We start from the raw sequence: 18,609 nt of genomic DNA on the forward strand, positions 1-18,609 counted from the left end.
TGTCATTGCGAGCGATAGCGTGGCAATCGCACGGAAGCATCTGCGCCTCGGTATAGCAAGCGGTTGCCGCGCTATCGCTCGCAATGACAAAATTTTCCCTCAATAATAAAAGCCGCTCTGCGTTAAGCAAAGCGGCTTTTATTATTGAGGGATGAATCCTTATCCTTTAGGGTTCAAAGCTACAGTAATGCGCTCTGATAAATCCTGCAGGTGATAGTTGCTCATGCTGTCGGTGGTACCGGGCAATGAGGTTTTTATCATGCTGTTGATGGCACGCAACTGGGCTTTAGCTACCGATACGGCATCAGTTTGTTCCATTTCGCGCTGAGGAGCACCGCCACGGCCTGCGGTAAATGCAACAGTAGTGCTGGCCGGTGCCGGTGGGTTCACAATGTCAATCAGTTTATCCACATACAGCTTTTGCAAGTTGCGGCGATATACATCAATTGGTGCATTGCTTTTCAGCTCCCTGAAAATGCTGCCCTGCATATCAGCAAAAAAGTCGGTGATTTTGTAAGCTTTTTGTCCTTCAGCTGCTTCAGCAACCACCAGCTTGTTCAGGGTGCGTGGGGCAACCAGGCGGTTCAATATAGTTTCCTGGCTGCGGTATACTACTTGTACCGGGCTTTGGCCAATATCCTGCAATATAGGTTGGTTTAATAACCAGGTTGGAGTAGTAAACAATTGCTTGTCTAAAAACACCATGGCCTCGTGCTGGGTGGCAGCCGGGGTATATTCATATACCACACCTGCCTGTTCAACTGTTTTAGGAGTTTCGTACACACCACCAATGTTTTTGGCTACATGGCCCATATAACGGTTAAACTGACCGGTTAATTGGTTGTACATATTCTCCAGGTTATCGTAACCTTCGTTTTCCTCTTTAGTCCACTCCGGTAGTTTCACCAAAATGCGTTGCAGGTTTTTAATACCGTAAGTACTGGCCAGCATGGCATTGTCGCTCAAATCTTCATTTTGCGAATGCGGATCATCCGGATTGCTTTCGGTACCAAACCACAGGCGGTGATCTTTCAGTGCCTCAACAGTCATTTTGTTTAATACGGGTTTTTCCCACTCTGGTCCTTTATCATTAGGCAATACGCGGTAGCCCCATTCAATGGCCCATTTATCATAATCGCCTATGCGTGGGTATAAACCTTTGGTATCTACATGGTCTTCGGGCTGCGCTACGTAGTTAAAGCGGGCATAATCCATAATAGATGGTGTATGGCCGTGTGCTTCTACCCACGCTTTATCGCGCAGTTTTTCGGTAGGCACAGTTGAGCTTGAACCCCAGTTATGGCGTAGGCCCAGGGTGTGGCCCACTTCGTGTGAAGACACAAAACGGATCAAATCGCCCATTAGCTTATCATCAAAAGTCATTTTACGGGCGCGTGGGTCACTTTCAGCAGCTTGTATCATGTACCAATCATGCACCAGTTTCATGACGTTGTGGTACCAGTTAATGTGCGTTTCCAAAATCTCACCGCTGCGTGGGTCAGAAATATGCGGACCGCTGGCATTTTCAGTTTCTGATGGCTTATATACAATTACCGAGTGGTTGGCATCATCCAGGCTCCAGGTTGAATCCTGTTTGCCGGTTGGTGCCATTTTAGCTACGATGGCATTTTTAAAACCTGCTTTTTCAAAAGCTTTCTGCCAGTCGTTTACACCAGCTATCAGGTAAGGCACCCATTTTTTAGGGGTGGCCGGGTCAATGTAATACACAATCTGCTTCTTAGGTTCCACCAGGTCGCCGCGTTTGTACTTGGCCATATCTTCCGGTTTTACCTCCAGGCGCCAGCGCGCTATCAGCTGCACATCTCTTACGCCGTGCGGGTTCAAATCAAAATCGGTGTAACCGGTAGTGAAGTAACCTACGCGCGGGTCAAAATAACGGGCCTGCATAGGCACGCGCGGCAGCATCAGTAATGAAGTATTTAATTCAACAGTTTCAGAACCTTGCGATGCAGCAGCACCCATAGTTGGAGCAGGCGCAGTTCCTCTGCCAAACGGCGAAGAGGCCAGCAAACCATAAGTTTTTACCGTGCTGATTTCAATATTATTTGAAAACGGACGAACATTCTCAATATAGCTGCGGTCGGCCTGCAGCGTACCCAAACGGATGCGCTGCTTTGACTGTGGCGAGCCGAAGAAGAAAATATCATTATCACCGTTGATGTAATCGGTCATGTCTATTACGCTTCCTTTTGAATCAGGCGAATAAGCCGCAATATTAAACGCAGCTGCAATAGCCTGAATATTGGAGCGCTGTACTGCCTGGTACATGGCCTTGGTGCTGTCGGGGCTATAAGTACGGTAAGATATTTTACGTAAAAAGATGCGGTTGTTCGGCCCTTTTTCAAAGCGGATCACGCTGCTGCCAATCTGGTCGCCGGCGTAGCCATCGGCCTCACGCACTTCGGCACCGGCACGAGAGATACGGCTTACCACCAAAATTTCGCGGTTTAACACACTATCACCAATTTCAAAATAATAGTGATCATCCACCTTGTGGGTTTTGAACAAGCCTTTGCGGGTAACGGCTTTCTCAGTAATTACTGATTTGTAAGGCTTGGGCTGGGCACGTTGCTGGGTAGCATTACCCGCAAAGCCTCCCGGAAGCGCGGTTCTGCGGGCGCTGGAATCGGGCCGGGTTTGTGCCATGGCCCCAACGGTAAGCGCTGAGAGAACTACAGGAAGTAAAAGTTTCTTCATTAGTTTAAATAAATTTCAACCTAAGTTATATAAAGCATATAGAGTTGCATGTTTATAGCTAATATGTTACAAAACCGTTAATTATCTGCTTATAATACACGCATCTGTTGCTGCTTCAGCGTTGGTATGTTACTATAAAACTGCATTACTTTAAACATTTTAGTTGTTTTTGCCTTAAGTGTATATCTATTACGCAACTCTCCCATTTTATGGCCGATTTTGATACTAAAACCAACGTTAAAGACGAGTACTCTTATGTGCAGAAAGTTTGGATTGCCATTGCCAGTGTAACCCTGCTTACCATCTTGATATTTATACTGAAAGCAGCCTTCGGGGTACTGCTGATGGTACTGGCCGGTACATTGATTGCCACTTATTTTCATGGCCTGGGCGATATTATACAACGCCATACCAAAACTAAACGCAGCGTGGCTATGGCCGGTTCAGTAATTATTACTATTTCTATTATTGCCCTGCTGGTTTGGTTTTTAGGTACCAAAATATCAGCTCAGGCCAGCACCATCAGCCGCGATATACCGGCACTGGTTGAAAAGGCCGAAAACCAGTTGCGTTCAACCGATATCGGTAATAAGATTATGGACAACTTTTCGGGTACCGATTCGCAGAAGAAACTTTATACCACCGCTCAAAACTTTTTCAGCACCAGCTTTGGTGTGGTGGGCGATTTATACATCATTATTTTTATGGGCATCTTCTTTTCAGTAAGCCCGAGTTTATATAAAGATGGTGTGATTATGCTCATCCCCAAAAAAGCTCGGCCCGATGCCATTTGCATACTTGACCGTATTACCCACACCCTTAAAGCCTGGTTGAAAGGCATGATGCTGGCCATGCTGATTATTGCCACCTTAAGCTGTATTGGTTTAACCATTATTGGCGTACCTATGGGACTGGCTTTAGCAGTATTTGCAGGTTTGCTCAACTTCATCCCCAACTTTGGGCCCGTAATTGCTATGGCACCTGCGGTACTAATTGCCTTGACGATGAGCTTTAACACTGCGCTTACTGTAGCTATATTATATATACTGATACAAACGCTGGAAAGCAACATCATTACCCCAACCATCCAGAAGCGCATGATCAATATCCCTCCTGCTGTGTCTTTAATCGGGCAGTTGATTATGGGTAGCGTATCAGGTGCGCTGGGTATTATTTTGGCCGTGCCACTGATTGCTATATTGATGATTATTATTGATGAGCTTTACGTGAAAAAGCAAAAAGATGATTCGCCAATCATTACCCAATAGCTGCGTTTAGTATTGAATTGTTAATTTCGCGGCTTATTCAATTCAATGCTCGATATTTTATATCAGGATGATTACCTGGTAGCTATTAATAAGCCGCACGGTTTGCTGGTTCATCGTTCGCCTATTGCCGGCGATGTGCAGGAATTTGCCCTGCAATTACTCCGCGACCAATTGGGCCGCCCGGTTTACCCTGCTCACCGGCTCGACCGCAAAACGGGGGGCGTTTTGCTTTTTGCATTGGATAAAGAATATGAGCACCTGATGCACCAGCTGTTTGCCACAAAAAAAATCATCAAGAAATACCTGGCTATTGTTCGTGGCTATACCGATGATTCCGGGGAAATTGATTACCCGTTAAAAAAAGAAAATGGTACACTTCAGGAGGCATTCACCTCCTATACTACCCTGCAAAGAGCCGAGATAAATATACCTTTGGGCCAGCACTCTACTACCCGTTACTCATTAATTGAAGCTGTGCCTACTACCGGGCGTATGCACCAGCTGCGGCGGCATTTTGCCCATATTCACCACCCTATTATTGGCGACAGACCACATGGCTGCAACAAACAGAACCGGCATTTTAAGCAAACCTGGCAAATGGATACCATGATGCTGCACGCCTCTTTTGTGAGCTTTGTACACCCGGTTACCAACCAACAAATTGAAATCGCGGCTCCCTTGCAGCCTGAGTTTATAAGAACCATGGGCCTGATGAGCTGGCCCGTAAATGCAGCTAACTAATTTCACTACTACATGGAAACAGCCAAAGAAGTATTTGACCGCTATTTTAACCAGGATTTTGTGCTTAATAGTCAGGAAGATTTTGAGCGGCTGGTGATACTGCCTGCCATGGAGGCTTATGCAGCCATTAAAGAGCAAACTGCTTTTGAAGCTGCCCGGCAAAATACAGGGACAATTGATGGTTATGTATTTGAAAACTTCAGTGCTTATCAGCAATCATCCGCAAAAGCACCAGCAGCAGCGCCGCAAGTAGAACTGGCCACTGTTTTAGAAGACATTGCCGAAACTATTATCCACCAATACATCCCTACTGATAAAACGGTGAATGAATTTTCTTTTGACTTTGGCACTGAAGAAGGCCGTTATAAAGTTATCTACCAAAAGGATGCAGAGGGATACTGGAATTTTAAGGGTTATCAGTTGCTTGAATGATACTGAAAACGGCTAAATGAATTTTTAATTGTTAATGTTAATATAACCCAAGTTATTCTTCGATATGTTATTTCGACCGCAGGGAGAAATCTTCTTCGAGCGATGCATCTGCTGCAGACCGGCTTGATGAAGAAGGTTTCTCCCTACGGTCGGAATGAAAAGAAGGGAGTGTGTATTTTACTAAATAGTGTTATCATAGCGAGCGGTAGTGAGACAATCGCATATAAGCATTTGTCCCTATGCACAGCAAGCAATTCCTATGTCGTTCCTCCCAGTAATAACAAATTTTTTGATTGTATTACACGAACCAAGTCCGGTATTTCATCAACCCATAAAAATGCCAATAGACCGACAGCCACGGAATCACTGCTGATGTGTAGCACATTTCTATTATATGACTGAAGCTGTGCGAATTATTGCGCAGTCGCTTCACTGCAAACCACAACGTTAGCAGTAACCAACACGTAAAAAACAATAGCGCCCAAACAGACTGGTGTATTAACAAACCAACTATGCACATTAATGCGCAAGCCATTATGCCATAGTACAACAAAGGCGGCCGGGCATTATCATGTTGTGCATACAACTGCGGAAACTTTTTGTATAACAGTGCATTATACATAGTCTTCTTTTGCTCACTGATGCTTACACCCCATTTTGCCGGGCGCACAGGATGCACAATTACAGCCGCTTCATTTTTGCTGAGTGGTATTTGGTGCTGCAATAGTTTAAAGTGCAAATCGCTATCCTCGCGCCAAGCCATAGCAAAACGCTCATCAAAACCGCCGGTGAGTTGCAGGGCCCAGCGGGTGCAGGCACAGTTGGCCGTTACAAAATCGGCAGTTTCAAGGCCGGCGGTATTGCGGGCAAAATCGGTGGGGCGGCGCTCCAGCGGTACTATTACTCTGCCGGTAAATGCCGCTAAGTCATTGCCATTCCAGCCTTGCAGGTAAGCATTCAGCCAATGGGTATCGGGCTGGGTATCGTCATCGGTAAAAGCAATTAATTGGGCCTGCGCATGCTGCCAGCCGTAGTTGCGGGCAGCAGCAGGACCTTTTTTTTGCGGCATAGGCAAAAAGCGGTGATGCGTCGGATTAGTAGCCACCCAGTTTTCTAAACCTTTGGCAGTAACAGCATCCGGCCCATCGCTTACCACAATAATTTCAAAATCTTCGGCGCTAAGCGTTTGCAGGGCAAGCGCCTCCAAACATTTTTGTAAAAGTTCGGGGCGCTGCCAGGTGGGGACTACCACACTGATCCGGATCATGCTTTATTTTTCAATCACAAACGAACCGATCACTAAGGCATCAAAAGGCGAAGTCCAGAAGCACTCAATGGCATCCCTTGGAGTGCACACAATAGGTTTACCCAACGTATTGAAAGATGTATTCACCAATACAGGCACCCCTGTTTTGCGTTGAAAAGCCTTTAATAAATCATAATAGTTTTTATGCTGATTTTCATTCACGGTTTGAATACGTGCCGTACCATCCGTATGGCGCACGGCCGGAATTTGGTCGGCCTTTTCGGGTTTTACATCATATACAAACAGCATAAATGGTGAGTAACCTGCATTTTCAAACCAGTTGGCGGCTTCTTCTTCCAGTACTACAGGCGCTACCGGACGGAAATCTTCGCGGTCTTTTACCTCGTTCAAACGCTGCTGCATCTCAGGACTAATTGGCGAAGCCAAAATAGAGCGGCTGCCTAATGCTCTTGGTCCAAACTCCATACGGCCCTGGTACCAGCCAATAATCTTGTTTTGCGCCAGGATATCGGCAGTTTCCTCGGCAATATTATTCAGTTTGCGATAAGGCACTTTGGCCCATTTCATAAACTTTTCAATTTCCTCGTCGGTGTATTCGGGGCCCCAGTAGCAATGGTTCATCACAAACTCGCGGCTGTCGCTTTTGCGCTCGTGGGCATCAACCCACAGGGCAGCGCCCAAAGCGGTACCATCATCGCCCGATGCAGGTTGTACCCAGATATTAGTGAAAGGACCTCTGTCGCGCAAGCGGGCATTAGCCACACAGTTTAAAGCTACGCCACCGGCCATACACAGGTTCTCTTCACCTGTCTCTTTATGCAGCCATTCGGCAATTTCCAGTAAAGTTTCTTCGAGTACTACCTGTAATGAGTGGGCGATATTGAAGTGATGGCTGGTAAATTCCTCATGGCGCAAACGCTGCGGCCCAAAGCGCTCAGTAAAGTTTTTATTGTTGATGGTATACTGCCCATTCGGCCCTACCTGGATAATCTCCCTGAAATCTTTTACAAACTCCGGCTTGCCATAACTGGCCAAAGCCATTACTTTATACTCGTCTGATGAATGCAGGAAACCCAGGTGGGTGGTAATTTCTTCATATAATAATCCTAAAGAATTAGGGAAGTTAACCTGACCAATACGTTTTAAATCCTGACCTTTACCTACGCTGTAAGTAGTAGTAGCCAGTTCGCCCCTGCCGTCAACCGTCATTACCGCAGCCCGCTCAAACGGTGAGCAATTGAAGGCGCTGGCAGCGTGGGCCACATGGTGGTCTACAAAGTGCCATTTTTCGCGCGGTATATTGGCACCAAAGAAGCGTTTTTGCAGGTGATGCGGATAGCCATCATTCAGCTGGCCTACGGCATTAATCATGGAAGACAAAAACAGCGGATCCCATACATTCAGCCAGTCGGCATTTACCGGGTCGGTAGTAGGCTCAAACGGAATTTCGATAGTGCCTTTGCCTTTATACTGGTCGCCAGTCAACTGATAAGGGTCAAACGAATAAGCCACATGATCGATATCATTGATGTGGATGCCGGCTACCTTCAAACAGTAGTCAATAGCATGAAAGGGCAGCTCCCAGGTAGAAAATGGTACCGGGCGCTTGCCGTGTTTGAAATGGGTAAAGCGTTCTTCTTCTGCAGCAGCCAGTAACTGACCGTCTTTAATTAAACACGCTGCCGTATCATGAAATGCAGCGTTAATGCCTAAGGTGTACATGTGGGGTATAAATTTTTATAGATAGATGAGCGTAGTTAATTACAACCCTTAAAGGCAGAAGTATAGGTAAATGTTTGCCAAAAGTTAAGGTTTGTTAAACCAGAGTAAGTAATTTAATACTTACGATAAATATTTCCTCATTGATTAAGTGAAAGTCAACAAGTTATCGCTCACATTATTCAAATTGTTAAAATTTAAGTGCTGCACCCTGGGTTGAGAATATTTCATATACATTAGTGAACAATCTGCACCAATGAAGTCACTCTGTTTACTTTTTCTGTTAATATCAGGCTGTTTTGGTTTGGCTTCTGCCCAGCAATCTAAAACAGAAGACTATATCAGCCGCTTGGAATGGTATAGCAAGAGCAAGCCATCGGCATTAATCTATGTACATTTCGATAAAGGCGTTTATACTAACAACGAAAATATATGGTTTACAGCGTATGTGCTTAAAGATGCCGGTTTGCCGCTGGAGCAGTACCACACTCTATCCGTACTATTGGTAAAAGACGATGACCGTACCATCGCGTTAAAAGGCAAATTTGCAATGGCCAAAGGTTTAGGTTTTGGCAACTTACTACTGCCCGATACCATCCTGCCCGGAAATTACCATTTACTGGCCTATACCAATATGCTCAATAAAGAAGGAGAACCACTGGATGTTTATTCACAACCCATTGCTGTAAAAACAGTGGCTAACCAAACCTTCGATGCTGCGATGCAAATCATTGATACTGGTGCAAGAGCCGGTCATCCGCTGCAGGTAAAGGTTAAAGTTACTCCCAGAAGCCTAACAAGTGATGAGGTGCCTGTCTGCCAAGTCAACTATAGGCTGGGCAGTAATATAAAAGGGCATGTTAAAACAAACAAGCAGGGCGAGGCAATAATAACTATACCAGCTGCCACTCAAACTAAAGAGACTATACTGTTTGCCAATATAAAATATAAGGATGAAATTAAAAATTTAAGCATAGCTGTACCGCAAAGCCAGCCGGCAGGCATCAGCGTTAAATTTTACCCGGAGGGCGGCAATATGGTAGCCGGCCAATTAAATACGATAGGCTGGGAAGCAAAAACAACCGGGGGGCAGCCGGTACAGGTTAGCGGCGTTTTGTATAAGGATGGCATTTCAATAGATACCATTGAAACTGCAGCTTATGGCATTGGAAAAATCAGGCTGATGCCTATGCCGGGCAGCCGTTACAGGCTGAAACTATTAAACCAAAATGCGGCACAAAAAAACACCCTATATGAATTACCAGCTGCCATATCAGGTTTGCCTGTATTAAATATTCCGCGCGCTGTTGCTAATGATACCTTGCTGGTTCAAATAAAGCTTGCTTCCCCGCAAACCATAAGTTTGCTGATACATAATTATCAGGACGTTTTTTTAAATAAACAAATGCACCTGCCGGCAACCGGGGCAAACCGTATTAAACTGGCCATGCAGGAAATGCCGAAAGGCTTAATGATAGCTACCCTGCTTGATAGCCTGGGTCGCCCGGTAGCTGAGCGCATGTTTTTTGCACATTATAACCAGCCGGAGCATATAGAAATAAACACCGGTAAAGCGCAGTATAATACCAGGGAAAAGGTAACACTTAAACTGAAGCTTACTGATTTAAAAAGCAACCAGCCCCTGCAGGGCCATGTATCTGTAGCTTGTGTGCAAAGTAACCGTTTAGTACCGGCCACACAGCAGGATATGGAAAGCTACGTGTATTTAAACCATGCACTGGGTACATTGCCATTTAATAACAAAGGGCGTGCTTACGCCAGCATGCAGTTTATAGAAGATGTGTTGCTGGTGAAAGGATGGCGGCGCTACAGCTGGAAGGAAGCAATGACTACGCAGGCACAGGATACCTTACAGAACAACCGAAGCACAGTATTTACCGGGAACATTACCCGATTTGACAAAACGTTAAAGAAACCAGCCTTGGTTAATATATTAGCCGGTGGTGCGTTAAAGCAGATTACAACCGATGCTGCAGGTAACTTTACTGTCAGCGCCGAAGACCTGATTTCTGAAGATGGTAAGAAGTTGCTGATTACAGCTAATGCAGCCGAAAAGAATAATTACATTACCCATATGACCGACCCATACGAGAAGCTGAACCGCACAGTAGCAGACCAGCTTTTGGCCGAAGAAGCTCAGCCTGCGCTTGATATGCAGAACAGCACAAGTATGGCGCTTAATGGAATGCAGAAAAATAACCTGCTTAAAGAGGTAATTATTAAAGCCCGAAAGGATAACTCAATTACCGCCAGCAACAAAGTATATTTGGGTAGAGAGGTTGATTATTATGTATGTATTTACAATATCATGAATTGCCCTAATCATCCGCCGGGCACTCCGGGTACCATAGTTTATTATACCACTAACAGTTTGCCATTGGCAGTATTGCGTTATGAGGGAATCAATCTGGGTAAAGAGTTTTATGGATCCGATTATTCACAAATCAACTTATCTACCCCCGAATACTATTCAACTGTATACTGGAACCATGCAGTGTGGCTTACCCATAACAAAGAAGCCGAATTATCCTTTTATGTAAGTGACCTCACCGGCAACTTTCGCGTTATTGTTCAGGGGCTGAGCAATAATGGAATTTTGTATGCCGAAAAGGACTTTTCGGTTAGCAATATCGGGAACAAGCACTAAGCACTTAGAGCATTGCATGGCTTTTTACTATCTTTTTATCCAGATACTGAATGCCTGCAAAAGCCACAATGATAAATACCAGTACAGACGTATAATTTTTAACCAAGCCGGCAATATCATTCAGCACAGCCGGACTAAATATTGCCAAAGCAATAACAACAGCTACCAAACTTGCAGCTGATGCACCTGCCAGAATCGCATTATACTTTACGGCTTCTGCTTTTTGCTCCTGCTCAATTATCGCTACTACATTGTCTGCAAGCGGCAAAGGGGCCAATGGCGGCTCTTGCGACAGAGCAGTAAACAACATGCTGTAAAGTTGCTCATCCTCATTTTCAGCACCTGGTTTGTCAATGCGGCTCTTATCACCGAATTGCCGGGCAATTAAGTTTTGCAATTCTTCGTCATCTATCTCTTTCATAGTTTTACAATTTAAACATGTGCGTGCATATGGCGTTGCAATCTGTCCTTTAATAACTTTCGGGCCCTGAACAGGTAACTCTTTACTGTTCCTTCGGGCAGGCCGGTTATTTCTTCTATCTCCTGGTAGCTAAACTCGTTTAAATGGTATAACGTGAGCACCGTACGATAGTTTACCGGCAGTTTAGCAATTTCCTGCTGTACAAAGGCAGCAGTATCTTTTTTATGCAACAGACTTTCGGGTGTTTCGGTAGTAGCATGGTGGTGCTCGTAATCGCTGATATCATCCGTTAAACTTCGCTTACCACCTTCCTTGCGCAACTGGTTAATGGCCGTACTGTAGGCAATGCGTGCTACCCAGGTGCTCAGTTTGCTCTGAAACTTAAAATTACCCAAATACCGGTATACCTTTATAAATACCTCCTGGCATACGTCCTCTGCCTCAGCGGGGTTACTGATCAGCCGGTTCACCATATGCCTCACCAGCTTTTCGTGTTGCTTCACTAAAAGCTTAAAAGCATGGAGATCGCCTTGCAGTATACGGTTAATCAGTTCGGGTTCGGTGTGCATTTGTGTGGGGTTAGACACCAGTGCATTTTAAAAAGTTGCAGTAAATTTATTGCAACTTTTTAAATTGTGCCTATGTCTAACGGGGCATAACATTTAATTTACAACACATATGAACTCAGGAGACATCACCGCAATGGTAATCATTCCGGCCATCATGGGCGGATTCTTTTTAATCATTCAGGCTATATTAAACCACCGCATTAAAGTAAAGATGATTAATGCTGGGCATGTAAATGAAAGCTCGGTGAAATTACTAAATAATTCAAGCGCCAATTTAAAGTTTGATACCTTAAAGTGGGGTTTAATTTTACTGTTTGGCGGTATTGGTTTGATCATACTACAATACATTCCGTACACCGAAAATTCGCCGCTGCCATTTGGCGTGGAAGCGGTTTGCCTTGCCTTAGGCTTTTTAGCCTACTACTTTGTTACCCGTAACGAGGTAAAGCAAACTGATTTGTAAGCACAGCTACTGAATGGGCCAAACTCATTTTACTAATTTTTTTAGCCAAAAAAGTATTTGTGGCACCGGAATTGTTACTATTAGTGTAAATACATTAAACTATGGCAAAGCAACATCAGGATGAAAAAGAGCTGTTTGATGATAATCAGAACACGCCCACCAATAATAACGAAAAAGGCTCGAATGCGGTAAAAGACCCGGATGAGTGGACCACCGGTGATGAACCCATGACCGGTGCCCAGCATTCTTATCTGAAAACATTGTCAGACCAGGCAGGCGAAGAAATGGACGAGAGCCTGAATAAAGCTGATGCTTCGAAAAAAATTGACGAATTGCAGCATAAAACCGGCAGAGGTGTAGAAGAATAAAACTTGTATTCCATCCCCCATACGGGAACATTTTACCGGCGAGGTTGTTTAGCCATCTGTTATTGCGACAAGCAGTGACTACTGGCTAAGCAACTTTTTTATTTTCTACCACCAACCTAATGAGTTTGAAACTTCAACTTGCACAACAAGGAGCAACCCAACTTAAAATTGCCGTTTACCGTACTTTGCAACTGGGCGATATGCTTTGCATCATCCCGGCCATGCGGGCGCTGCGCAATGCTTACCCTCATGCACATATCACTTTATTAGGTTTACCTTGGGCTGAAAGTTTTGTTGAGCGCTTCCATCAATACTTCGATGAGTTTGTGCATTGCCCCGGCCTGCCAGGCTTGCCCGAGCAACCTTTTGATGCCGCCAAGACTGCACGATTCTTTTTAGATTTTCAGCAACAAGGGTACGATTTACTGCTGCAAATGCAGGGCAACGGTACTGTGATTAACCCCATGATGGAATTTTTTGGTGCCAGACAACTGGGTGGTTTCTACACACCCGGCGATTATGCACCCAATTTGGACTACTTTATGCCCTACCCCAACGAAGGCCCTGAACCCGAGCGGCATATACAGTTAATGGAGTTTTTAGGCATTTCATCACAAGGCAATGCCTTAGAGTTTCGAGTTACACCAAGTGATGAAGCGGAGTATGCGGCATTGAACTTACCTATCCAACCGCAGCAGTATGTTTGCATCCATCCCGGATCACGCGGGGCATGGCGGCAGTGGCCAACCCAACATTTTGCAGCACTGGCCGATTATGCAGCCGAACAAGGCTATCAGCCAGTAATTACAGGCACGGCAGGTGAGCAGCCGATTATTGATGAAGTAATGGGTTACATGAAACACCAGGCCATTAATACTGCCGGTATTACTACCTTAGGTGCTGTTGGGGTATTAATTAAAAACGCACGGGCTTTAATATCGAATTGTACCGGTGTATCGCACATGGCATCAGCATTTAAAACGCCAAGTGTAGTCATCAGCATGGATGGCGAACCAGGTCGGTGGGCGCCAATTGATAAAGAAACACATTTAACCATCGACTGGACAAAAACACCTGATTACAATTTGGTATTCGAGGTAGCGGTAAAAGTGTTAAGCCGTTAAAAAACGGCTGTCGGTTTACATCCGGTTGGTATCTGCAAAAGTTTTTAGCATGCGGATGAGCGGACGGGCATCTTCCTGAGTTAAAAAGGCGTTAGCCGAAGGATTAATATAGCCTTTGAACTCTTCCATTTCTTCAGCATTGGCCGATTTAAACCCCATAGTCCATTCCGGAAAGTGCCGGCTGCTGCTTTCGCCTTCCAGCATTTTAATAATGTTATAATGACGTTTGTCGCTTTCAATAGACCGGTAGGTGGAAGCCAGCTGACTTTCGTCGCCTTCTAATAACTGAATGAAAGTACCCTCACTATACAATAGCATCCCAGTCAAACCTTTTTGTGTATTCTTGCTGCGGCTGATCTGTAATAATGAAATCAGTTCATCTTCATTCATTAAGTGTGATGCGGTGCTTAGGTAAAGTAGGTATTTCATTAAAAGTATATATGTATGTACTTGCAAATATACGCTATGCCAGCCATTGCGTAACCGCAAACCACCAAAAAGCTGATGTAACAAAACAGCATACAATACCCAGGCCCACAATTAAATTGGATAGTTTAGGGTTGAGATGATACTCATCGGCTATAATGCCGGTGGTTAACATGCCCGACATGGCCATTTCAAATACACTGATTTGAGCAATGCTGCCCCTGAGCCGCAGCGCCAAGGCAATGAGCATGATAAGTGCCGGTGCCAGCATCAGTTTATAAACTAACGAGGCCGACACGTGCTTCACCTCTTCGCGCCAGCCACTGAACCGTAATTGTAAGCCAATAGAAAACAAGGCCATAGGTCCAACCGTGGCAGCCAGTTTATCGAACAACGCACTGATGGGCGTTAAATTGATAAAATGAGGAATAATTAGTGCCCCAATACAACCTAAAAATGGTGGAAACTTGAGTACGCGCTTCACCAATAAGCCAGCGCTTAATTGCTGCTTTTGCGATGCACGTACCGCAACAATGATACCCGCCACAGAGATTAATATAAATGAAACCTGATCGCAGATGACTGCCGTGCCGATGTATTGCTCACCAAAATACGCGGCAATAAGCGGAAACCCTAAAAAGGAGGTATTGCACAAGCCCGAAGTAAGTTTGAGGCCACCAACCGTAGCTTTGTCTGCCCCGGTTACGTGACCATAAACGGTAACATATAACCAGGCCGCTACCCAAACTATAACGGGGGCCAACGCAGCCAACAGCAATTGATTATCCCACTTAATGTGGGGCAAATATTTGAATGATACAGCAGGTAACGCCAAATAGATAATAAAGGCATTGATGCCCTTATGCGCATCTGCCGGCAGGGTATTACTGCGCCGAAACAGCATACCGGCCAAAATGCAGATACCGATTAACAGGAAGTTAGTCATTAGCTGCAAAAATAGCCTTCGTTATTGCTTACAGCATAGATTAATTGTATTTATAATAGTGGTGCGAACAGTATTACATCCAAACATTCCTTCAACCACCATTAATAGTTTTGTCATTGCGAGCGATAGCGTGGCAACAGCACGGAGGCATCCACGCCTCTGTATTGCAAGCGATTGCCACGCTAACTCTCACAATGACAGGGCAATATAGCGGCTGGTTAGCTTTTCGGTAAATGCCAAAACCTCTGGCACTAAGCCCGTCTAAGGTTACGTATGGCTCGAGGAAGATTTCTCCTCAACTCTCAAAATGACAAGTGAATGATGATCCCTTATCTCTTTTTATTTGCACATATCAAAACTAACTCCGAAATTAGATGTTTAAACATACAATTTGAAAAACAATGGCTAATACAGTATTACATAAGGCCGAAAGCCGGGGGCATGCCAACCATGGATGGTTAGACAGCTACCATACTTTTAGTTTCGCTAGTCACTATGATCCGGAGCGCATGAACTTTGGCGCATTGCGGGTATTAAATGATGATAAAGTAAGCGGTGGTATGGGCTTCGGTAAGCACCCGCACGATAACATGGAAATTATCTCTATCCCGCTGGAAGGCGATTTGGAGCACCAGGACAGTATGGGCAATACCGCCACCATTCGCAAAGGCGATGTACAGGCCATGAGCGCAGGCACCGGTATTTTCCACAGCGAGAAAAACAAGAACCATAATGAGCAGGTGAAATTTCTGCAAATTTGGGTGTACCCCAACCAAATGAACGTGCAGCCGCGTTACGACCAGATCACACTTAACTTGGAAGACCGCCACAACCGCTTGCAGCAAATATTATCGCCCAATGCAGATGACGACGGTGTAATGATTTACCAGAATGCCTGGTTCCACATGAGCAAAATGGATAAAGGTGTGAGCCTGGATTACCAGCTGAAAGCCAAAGGCAACGGTGTTTACTTTTTTGTGTTGAGCGGTGATGTTACCGTAAACGGACAATTGTTAAATACCCGCGATGGTTATGGCGTTTGGGATACTGACAATTTTAAACTCACTGCCGAAAGCGATGCCGAAATATTGCTGATGGAAGTGCCTATGAAATTCTAAGTAAATGAACAACGCTCCCCTGCACATCCTGATTGCCGGCCGCCATCCAGAAATTGTACCTACGGTGGTACGCCTGCTGGGCAACACGCCCAACTGGCACCCTGTGGGTACACTTGATAACCGTGAGGCTATCAACTACATGCACCGGCAACCGGTAGATATACTGCTATTGAGCAGTGGACTTGCCATTGACGAAGAAAAGCAACTGCGCTGCGAACTTGCGCACACCCACCCCAACGCCGTAGTTATACAGCACTATGGCGGTGGTAGTGGCCTGCTCACCTGCGAGATTAAGCAGGCCATAACAGAGAAGTAATATTAAAAACTTTGTCATTGCGAGAAGGAACGGCGTGGTACCCGCTTGCTGTACTGAAGCGTAGGAGCCTCCGTGCGGTTGCCACGCTATCGCTCGCAATGACAAAGTGTTTCACTTTTTATAACCTGACAGCCAAAAATACATTTTGTACCCTCACTCGTTGATAAAGCTTGCTGCTTCTGTTAGTTTTTCAACGCACATTATTTTGGTCAAGAAAGGTGTTTCAAATGCCGGATAAGTTTTACGCTTGCTATGACAGAGCGTAAATTGCAGAATTAAGCAAACGTAATATCACCAACCCTACAATACTACCGCTGTCATGCTGAGGCACTCGAAGCATGGTTGCATAATCCGTTGATATGAACGCCTCTGCACCCACCCTTCGACGGAGCTCAGGGTGACAATGTTTCTTCCCCATGCAGCTCTTCGAAGTTTCCAAACTTCGAAGCCCTATGCGGATAGATTGCATTTACCTGAAGACACTGACACATTTATGCCAGTGTTGTAGGTGTTGCACGCAACGCCCACGCAACATTTATGATAAAGCCTTTTCCATCACCATTAGTTCCAGCGGCTGGCGCGGAATGCCAAAGCGGGTATCCGTCGGGAAAGGCAGCATCTGCCCGGTGGCCGCATACCCCCGGCGCTCGTACCAGGCAATCAGTTCATGACGTACAGGGATAACAGATATTTTGATGGCTTCGATATCTAGAGCAGTAGCTATGCGCTCGGCCTCTTGCAACAGTTGCCGGCCAATGCCCTGCGCCTGTATAGTGGGCTTTACGGTGAGCATACCTAAATACAGGCGGTTATCTTTCACTTTCTCAAGGTAGACGCAGCCGGCCAGTTCGCCGCTGTCTGAAATATATTTTAATATCGTAACCTCCGGGTTGGCAAAATACTCCTGCATAGCGGCTTCATCTATGCGCATACCATCCAACAGGTTACTTTCAGTGGTCCAACCCTGGCGGGAGCTTTCGCCCCGGTAGGCACTGTTAATTAAGGCAGTTAAATCAGTTATATCTTCAAATGTTGCGTTTACAATCGGCATAAATTTTCAAAAAGCGCAAACGTACTTCAGTTTGGGCAGATAAGCAAGTTTAACCAAGCAGCACTATTTTAATTATAATAATTACACGCTGCACCAGGCGGCCAGGCGTGCTTCCTCTACCCTACCGGCTAATAACAGTTGTTTAATATAACTATGCCAGGCCATCACATCCTTTTGCTTAAGCAGTGCGCTGGCTTCGGCACCTTCGCTAAAAGCCTGTATTGCATCGGCAATTGGCGGTTGCTTTACATTGCCCAACATACCCAGATCATTGCCGGTGAGCACATCTGAGTTGCGGATTTGTTGCGGCAAACCATCTACTCCTATACTGATTACGGGCCGGGCTACCTTAAACAGGTTATCCTGGGTTACACGGCAATACCAATCTCCGCCCAGGCGGGCTACCAAATCCAAGCTGGCCTGATCAATACGGCCATCGGTACCTATAATGGCTTCATTGATATGTACCAGTTTTACCTCGGCTATTACCAGGTTACCGGCATTGGCTTCGGTACCTAAATTGATGAGCTGGCTTACAGTGCATTCTATCTGTACCGGAGATTCAGCTACGCGAGGTGGTTTTACCAAAGATGAAGCTAAAGGTGTAAAGCCTGATTTGATAAATTCATCCACCCCACGGGCATACTCGCCACTGGTTAAATTCATTTGCTGCACCATGGGGTAATTAACAATATTGATGACTACCTCCGGCACTTCCTGCACGTTTAACAAGGTATGCTTAGGCTCGTTTTTGCGGTTACTTACCGGCGAGAACACACAGACGGGCGGGTTGGTGCTCATCAGGTTAAAAAAGCTGTACGGGCTTAAGTTCACCTCCCCTTTGCGGTTAATTGTTGAAGCAAAACAAATAGGCCGCGGAGCGACAGCATGGTTAAGGTAACCATATAGTTGTGCCGGGGCCATATCGGCAGCATTGAGCGTAATCATCATTGAGGTATATAAATATGGGCAGGCAAGTTAGAACTATAATTGC

18 protein-coding genes are annotated in these 18,609 nt (G+C 45.3%); 9 read left to right on the forward strand and 9 right to left on the reverse strand.

From position 1 onward, the window contains the following. Positions 1 to 159: 159 nt before the first annotated feature. The gene (locus tag ACYVNW_RS07295; RefSeq protein ID WP_460679190.1) at positions 160 to 2,718 is read right to left on the reverse strand and encodes a zinc-dependent metalloprotease; all 2,559 of its coding nucleotides are present in this window, start codon (positions 2,716 to 2,718) and stop codon (positions 160 to 162) included. A 209-nt stretch (positions 2,719 to 2,927) separates the two neighbouring features. Between ACYVNW_RS07295 and ACYVNW_RS07300 the strand changes: the two genes are divergently transcribed. Genes ACYVNW_RS07300 through ACYVNW_RS07310 form a run of 3 tightly spaced genes read left to right on the forward strand, consistent with a single transcriptional unit; the run spans position 2,928 to position 5,159 of the window. Then, positions 2,928 to 3,986 (forward strand): AI-2E family transporter, encoded by a 1,059-nt coding sequence (locus ACYVNW_RS07300; protein ID WP_460679191.1) that lies wholly within the window; start codon positions 2,928 to 2,930, stop codon positions 3,984 to 3,986. A 45-nt stretch (positions 3,987 to 4,031) separates the two neighbouring features. After that, positions 4,032 to 4,727, forward strand: coding sequence for a pseudouridine synthase (locus ACYVNW_RS07305; RefSeq protein WP_460679192.1), 696 nt, complete (start codon positions 4,032 to 4,034; stop codon positions 4,725 to 4,727). A gap of 12 nt (positions 4,728 to 4,739) precedes the next feature. Beyond that, positions 4,740 to 5,159 (forward strand): hypothetical protein, encoded by a 420-nt coding sequence (locus tag ACYVNW_RS07310; protein WP_460679193.1) that lies wholly within the window; start codon positions 4,740 to 4,742, stop codon positions 5,157 to 5,159. 298 nt (positions 5,160 to 5,457) lie between these two features. Here the strand turns inward: ACYVNW_RS07310 and ACYVNW_RS07315 are convergent, their stop codons facing one another. Further along, positions 5,458 to 6,426 carry a glycosyltransferase family 2 protein gene (locus ACYVNW_RS07315; protein ID WP_460679194.1) on the reverse strand — a complete coding sequence of 323 codons (969 nt, stop codon included), beginning with the start codon at positions 6,424 to 6,426 and terminating at the stop codon, positions 5,458 to 5,460. Between the two features lie 3 nt (positions 6,427 to 6,429). Further along, positions 6,430 to 8,148 carry a carbamoyltransferase family protein gene (locus ACYVNW_RS07320; protein ID WP_460679195.1) on the reverse strand — a complete coding sequence of 573 codons (1,719 nt, stop codon included), beginning with the start codon at positions 8,146 to 8,148 and terminating at the stop codon, positions 6,430 to 6,432. 253 nt (positions 8,149 to 8,401) lie between these two features. Here ACYVNW_RS07320 and ACYVNW_RS07325 point away from each other — a divergent pair, with 253 nt between their 5' ends. Further along, complete coding sequence (locus tag ACYVNW_RS07325) at positions 8,402 to 10,813, forward strand: hypothetical protein (protein ID WP_460679196.1); 2,412 nt, start codon at positions 8,402 to 8,404, stop codon at positions 10,811 to 10,813. 4 nt (positions 10,814 to 10,817) lie between these two features. On the opposite strand, the gene ACYVNW_RS07330 is transcribed toward ACYVNW_RS07325, so the two are convergent. Beyond that, complete coding sequence (locus ACYVNW_RS07330; protein ID WP_460679197.1) at positions 10,818 to 11,234, reverse strand: hypothetical protein; 417 nt, start codon at positions 11,232 to 11,234, stop codon at positions 10,818 to 10,820. Between the two features lie 11 nt (positions 11,235 to 11,245). Beyond that, positions 11,246 to 11,803, reverse strand: a complete 558-nt coding sequence (locus ACYVNW_RS07335) for an RNA polymerase sigma factor (protein WP_460679198.1) — start codon at positions 11,801 to 11,803, stop codon at positions 11,246 to 11,248. Positions 11,804 to 11,912: 109 nt separating this feature from the next. Between ACYVNW_RS07335 and ACYVNW_RS07340 the strand changes: the two genes are divergently transcribed. The 3 genes from ACYVNW_RS07340 to ACYVNW_RS07350 all read left to right on the forward strand — a co-directional run bounded on the left by ACYVNW_RS07340 (position 11,913) and on the right by ACYVNW_RS07350 (position 13,758). Continuing rightward, complete coding sequence (locus ACYVNW_RS07340) at positions 11,913 to 12,266, forward strand: DUF6249 domain-containing protein (RefSeq protein WP_460679199.1); 354 nt, start codon at positions 11,913 to 11,915, stop codon at positions 12,264 to 12,266. A 101-nt stretch (positions 12,267 to 12,367) separates the two neighbouring features. Further along, a complete protein-coding gene (locus ACYVNW_RS07345; protein WP_460679200.1) occupies positions 12,368 to 12,634 on the forward strand; it encodes a DUF3072 domain-containing protein in 267 nt (88 codons plus the stop codon). A 119-nt stretch (positions 12,635 to 12,753) separates the two neighbouring features. Continuing rightward, entirely contained in the window at positions 12,754 to 13,758 is a 1,005-nt protein-coding gene (locus ACYVNW_RS07350) for a glycosyltransferase family 9 protein (protein ID WP_460679201.1), read from the forward strand. A gap of 15 nt (positions 13,759 to 13,773) precedes the next feature. Here the strand turns inward: ACYVNW_RS07350 and ACYVNW_RS07355 are convergent, their stop codons facing one another. Then, entirely contained in the window at positions 13,774 to 14,187 is a 414-nt protein-coding gene (locus ACYVNW_RS07355) for a BLUF domain-containing protein (protein WP_460679202.1), read from the reverse strand. A 34-nt stretch (positions 14,188 to 14,221) separates the two neighbouring features. Then, positions 14,222 to 15,130 carry an AEC family transporter gene (locus ACYVNW_RS07360; RefSeq protein WP_460679203.1) on the reverse strand — a complete coding sequence of 303 codons (909 nt, stop codon included), beginning with the start codon at positions 15,128 to 15,130 and terminating at the stop codon, positions 14,222 to 14,224. 401 nt (positions 15,131 to 15,531) lie between these two features. On the opposite strand from ACYVNW_RS07360, the gene ACYVNW_RS07365 reads away from it, so the two are divergent. Then, entirely contained in the window at positions 15,532 to 16,248 is a 717-nt protein-coding gene (locus ACYVNW_RS07365) for a pirin family protein (protein WP_460679204.1), read from the forward strand. Positions 16,249 to 16,252: 4 nt separating this feature from the next. After that, positions 16,253 to 16,564, forward strand: coding sequence for a hypothetical protein (locus tag ACYVNW_RS07370; RefSeq protein ID WP_460679205.1), 312 nt, complete (start codon positions 16,253 to 16,255; stop codon positions 16,562 to 16,564). 535 nt (positions 16,565 to 17,099) lie between these two features. Here the strand turns inward: ACYVNW_RS07370 and ACYVNW_RS07375 are convergent. Continuing rightward, positions 17,100 to 17,615: a GNAT family N-acetyltransferase gene (locus ACYVNW_RS07375; RefSeq protein WP_460679206.1), complete on the reverse strand. Its 516-nt coding sequence runs from the start codon at positions 17,613 to 17,615 to the stop codon at positions 17,100 to 17,102. Positions 17,616 to 17,696: 81 nt separating this feature from the next. Further along, positions 17,697 to 18,566 (reverse strand): flavin reductase family protein, encoded by an 870-nt coding sequence (locus ACYVNW_RS07380; protein ID WP_460679207.1) that lies wholly within the window; start codon positions 18,564 to 18,566, stop codon positions 17,697 to 17,699. Positions 18,567 to 18,609 lie beyond the last annotated feature (43 nt).

Source organism: Mucilaginibacter koreensis (genome assembly GCF_054783355.1).

Coding starts and splice junctions, on each gene's coding strand:
- ACYVNW_RS07295 (WP_460679190.1), bottom strand. CDS start 2,718: ATGAAGAAACTTTTACTTCCTGTAGTTCTCTCAGCGCTTACCGTTGGG.
- ACYVNW_RS07300 (WP_460679191.1), top strand. CDS start 2,928: ATGGCCGATTTTGATACTAAAACCAACGTTAAAGACGAGTACTCTTAT.
- ACYVNW_RS07305 (WP_460679192.1), top strand. CDS start 4,032: ATGCTCGATATTTTATATCAGGATGATTACCTGGTAGCTATTAATAAG.
- ACYVNW_RS07310 (WP_460679193.1), top strand. CDS start 4,740: ATGGAAACAGCCAAAGAAGTATTTGACCGCTATTTTAACCAGGATTTT.
- ACYVNW_RS07315 (WP_460679194.1), bottom strand. CDS start 6,426: ATGATCCGGATCAGTGTGGTAGTCCCCACCTGGCAGCGCCCCGAACTT.
- ACYVNW_RS07320 (WP_460679195.1), bottom strand. CDS start 8,148: ATGTACACCTTAGGCATTAACGCTGCATTTCATGATACGGCAGCGTGT.
- ACYVNW_RS07325 (WP_460679196.1), top strand. CDS start 8,402: ATGAAGTCACTCTGTTTACTTTTTCTGTTAATATCAGGCTGTTTTGGT.
- ACYVNW_RS07330 (WP_460679197.1), bottom strand. CDS start 11,234: ATGAAAGAGATAGATGACGAAGAATTGCAAAACTTAATTGCCCGGCAA.
- ACYVNW_RS07335 (WP_460679198.1), bottom strand. CDS start 11,803: ATGCACACCGAACCCGAACTGATTAACCGTATACTGCAAGGCGATCTC.
- ACYVNW_RS07340 (WP_460679199.1), top strand. CDS start 11,913: ATGAACTCAGGAGACATCACCGCAATGGTAATCATTCCGGCCATCATG.
- ACYVNW_RS07345 (WP_460679200.1), top strand. CDS start 12,368: ATGGCAAAGCAACATCAGGATGAAAAAGAGCTGTTTGATGATAATCAG.
- ACYVNW_RS07350 (WP_460679201.1), top strand. CDS start 12,754: ATGAGTTTGAAACTTCAACTTGCACAACAAGGAGCAACCCAACTTAAA.
- ACYVNW_RS07355 (WP_460679202.1), bottom strand. CDS start 14,187: ATGAAATACCTACTTTACCTAAGCACCGCATCACACTTAATGAATGAA.
- ACYVNW_RS07360 (WP_460679203.1), bottom strand. CDS start 15,130: ATGACTAACTTCCTGTTAATCGGTATCTGCATTTTGGCCGGTATGCTG.
- ACYVNW_RS07365 (WP_460679204.1), top strand. CDS start 15,532: ATGGCTAATACAGTATTACATAAGGCCGAAAGCCGGGGGCATGCCAAC.
- ACYVNW_RS07370 (WP_460679205.1), top strand. CDS start 16,253: ATGAACAACGCTCCCCTGCACATCCTGATTGCCGGCCGCCATCCAGAA.
- ACYVNW_RS07375 (WP_460679206.1), bottom strand. CDS start 17,615: ATGCCGATTGTAAACGCAACATTTGAAGATATAACTGATTTAACTGCC.
- ACYVNW_RS07380 (WP_460679207.1), bottom strand. CDS start 18,566: ATGATGATTACGCTCAATGCTGCCGATATGGCCCCGGCACAACTATAT.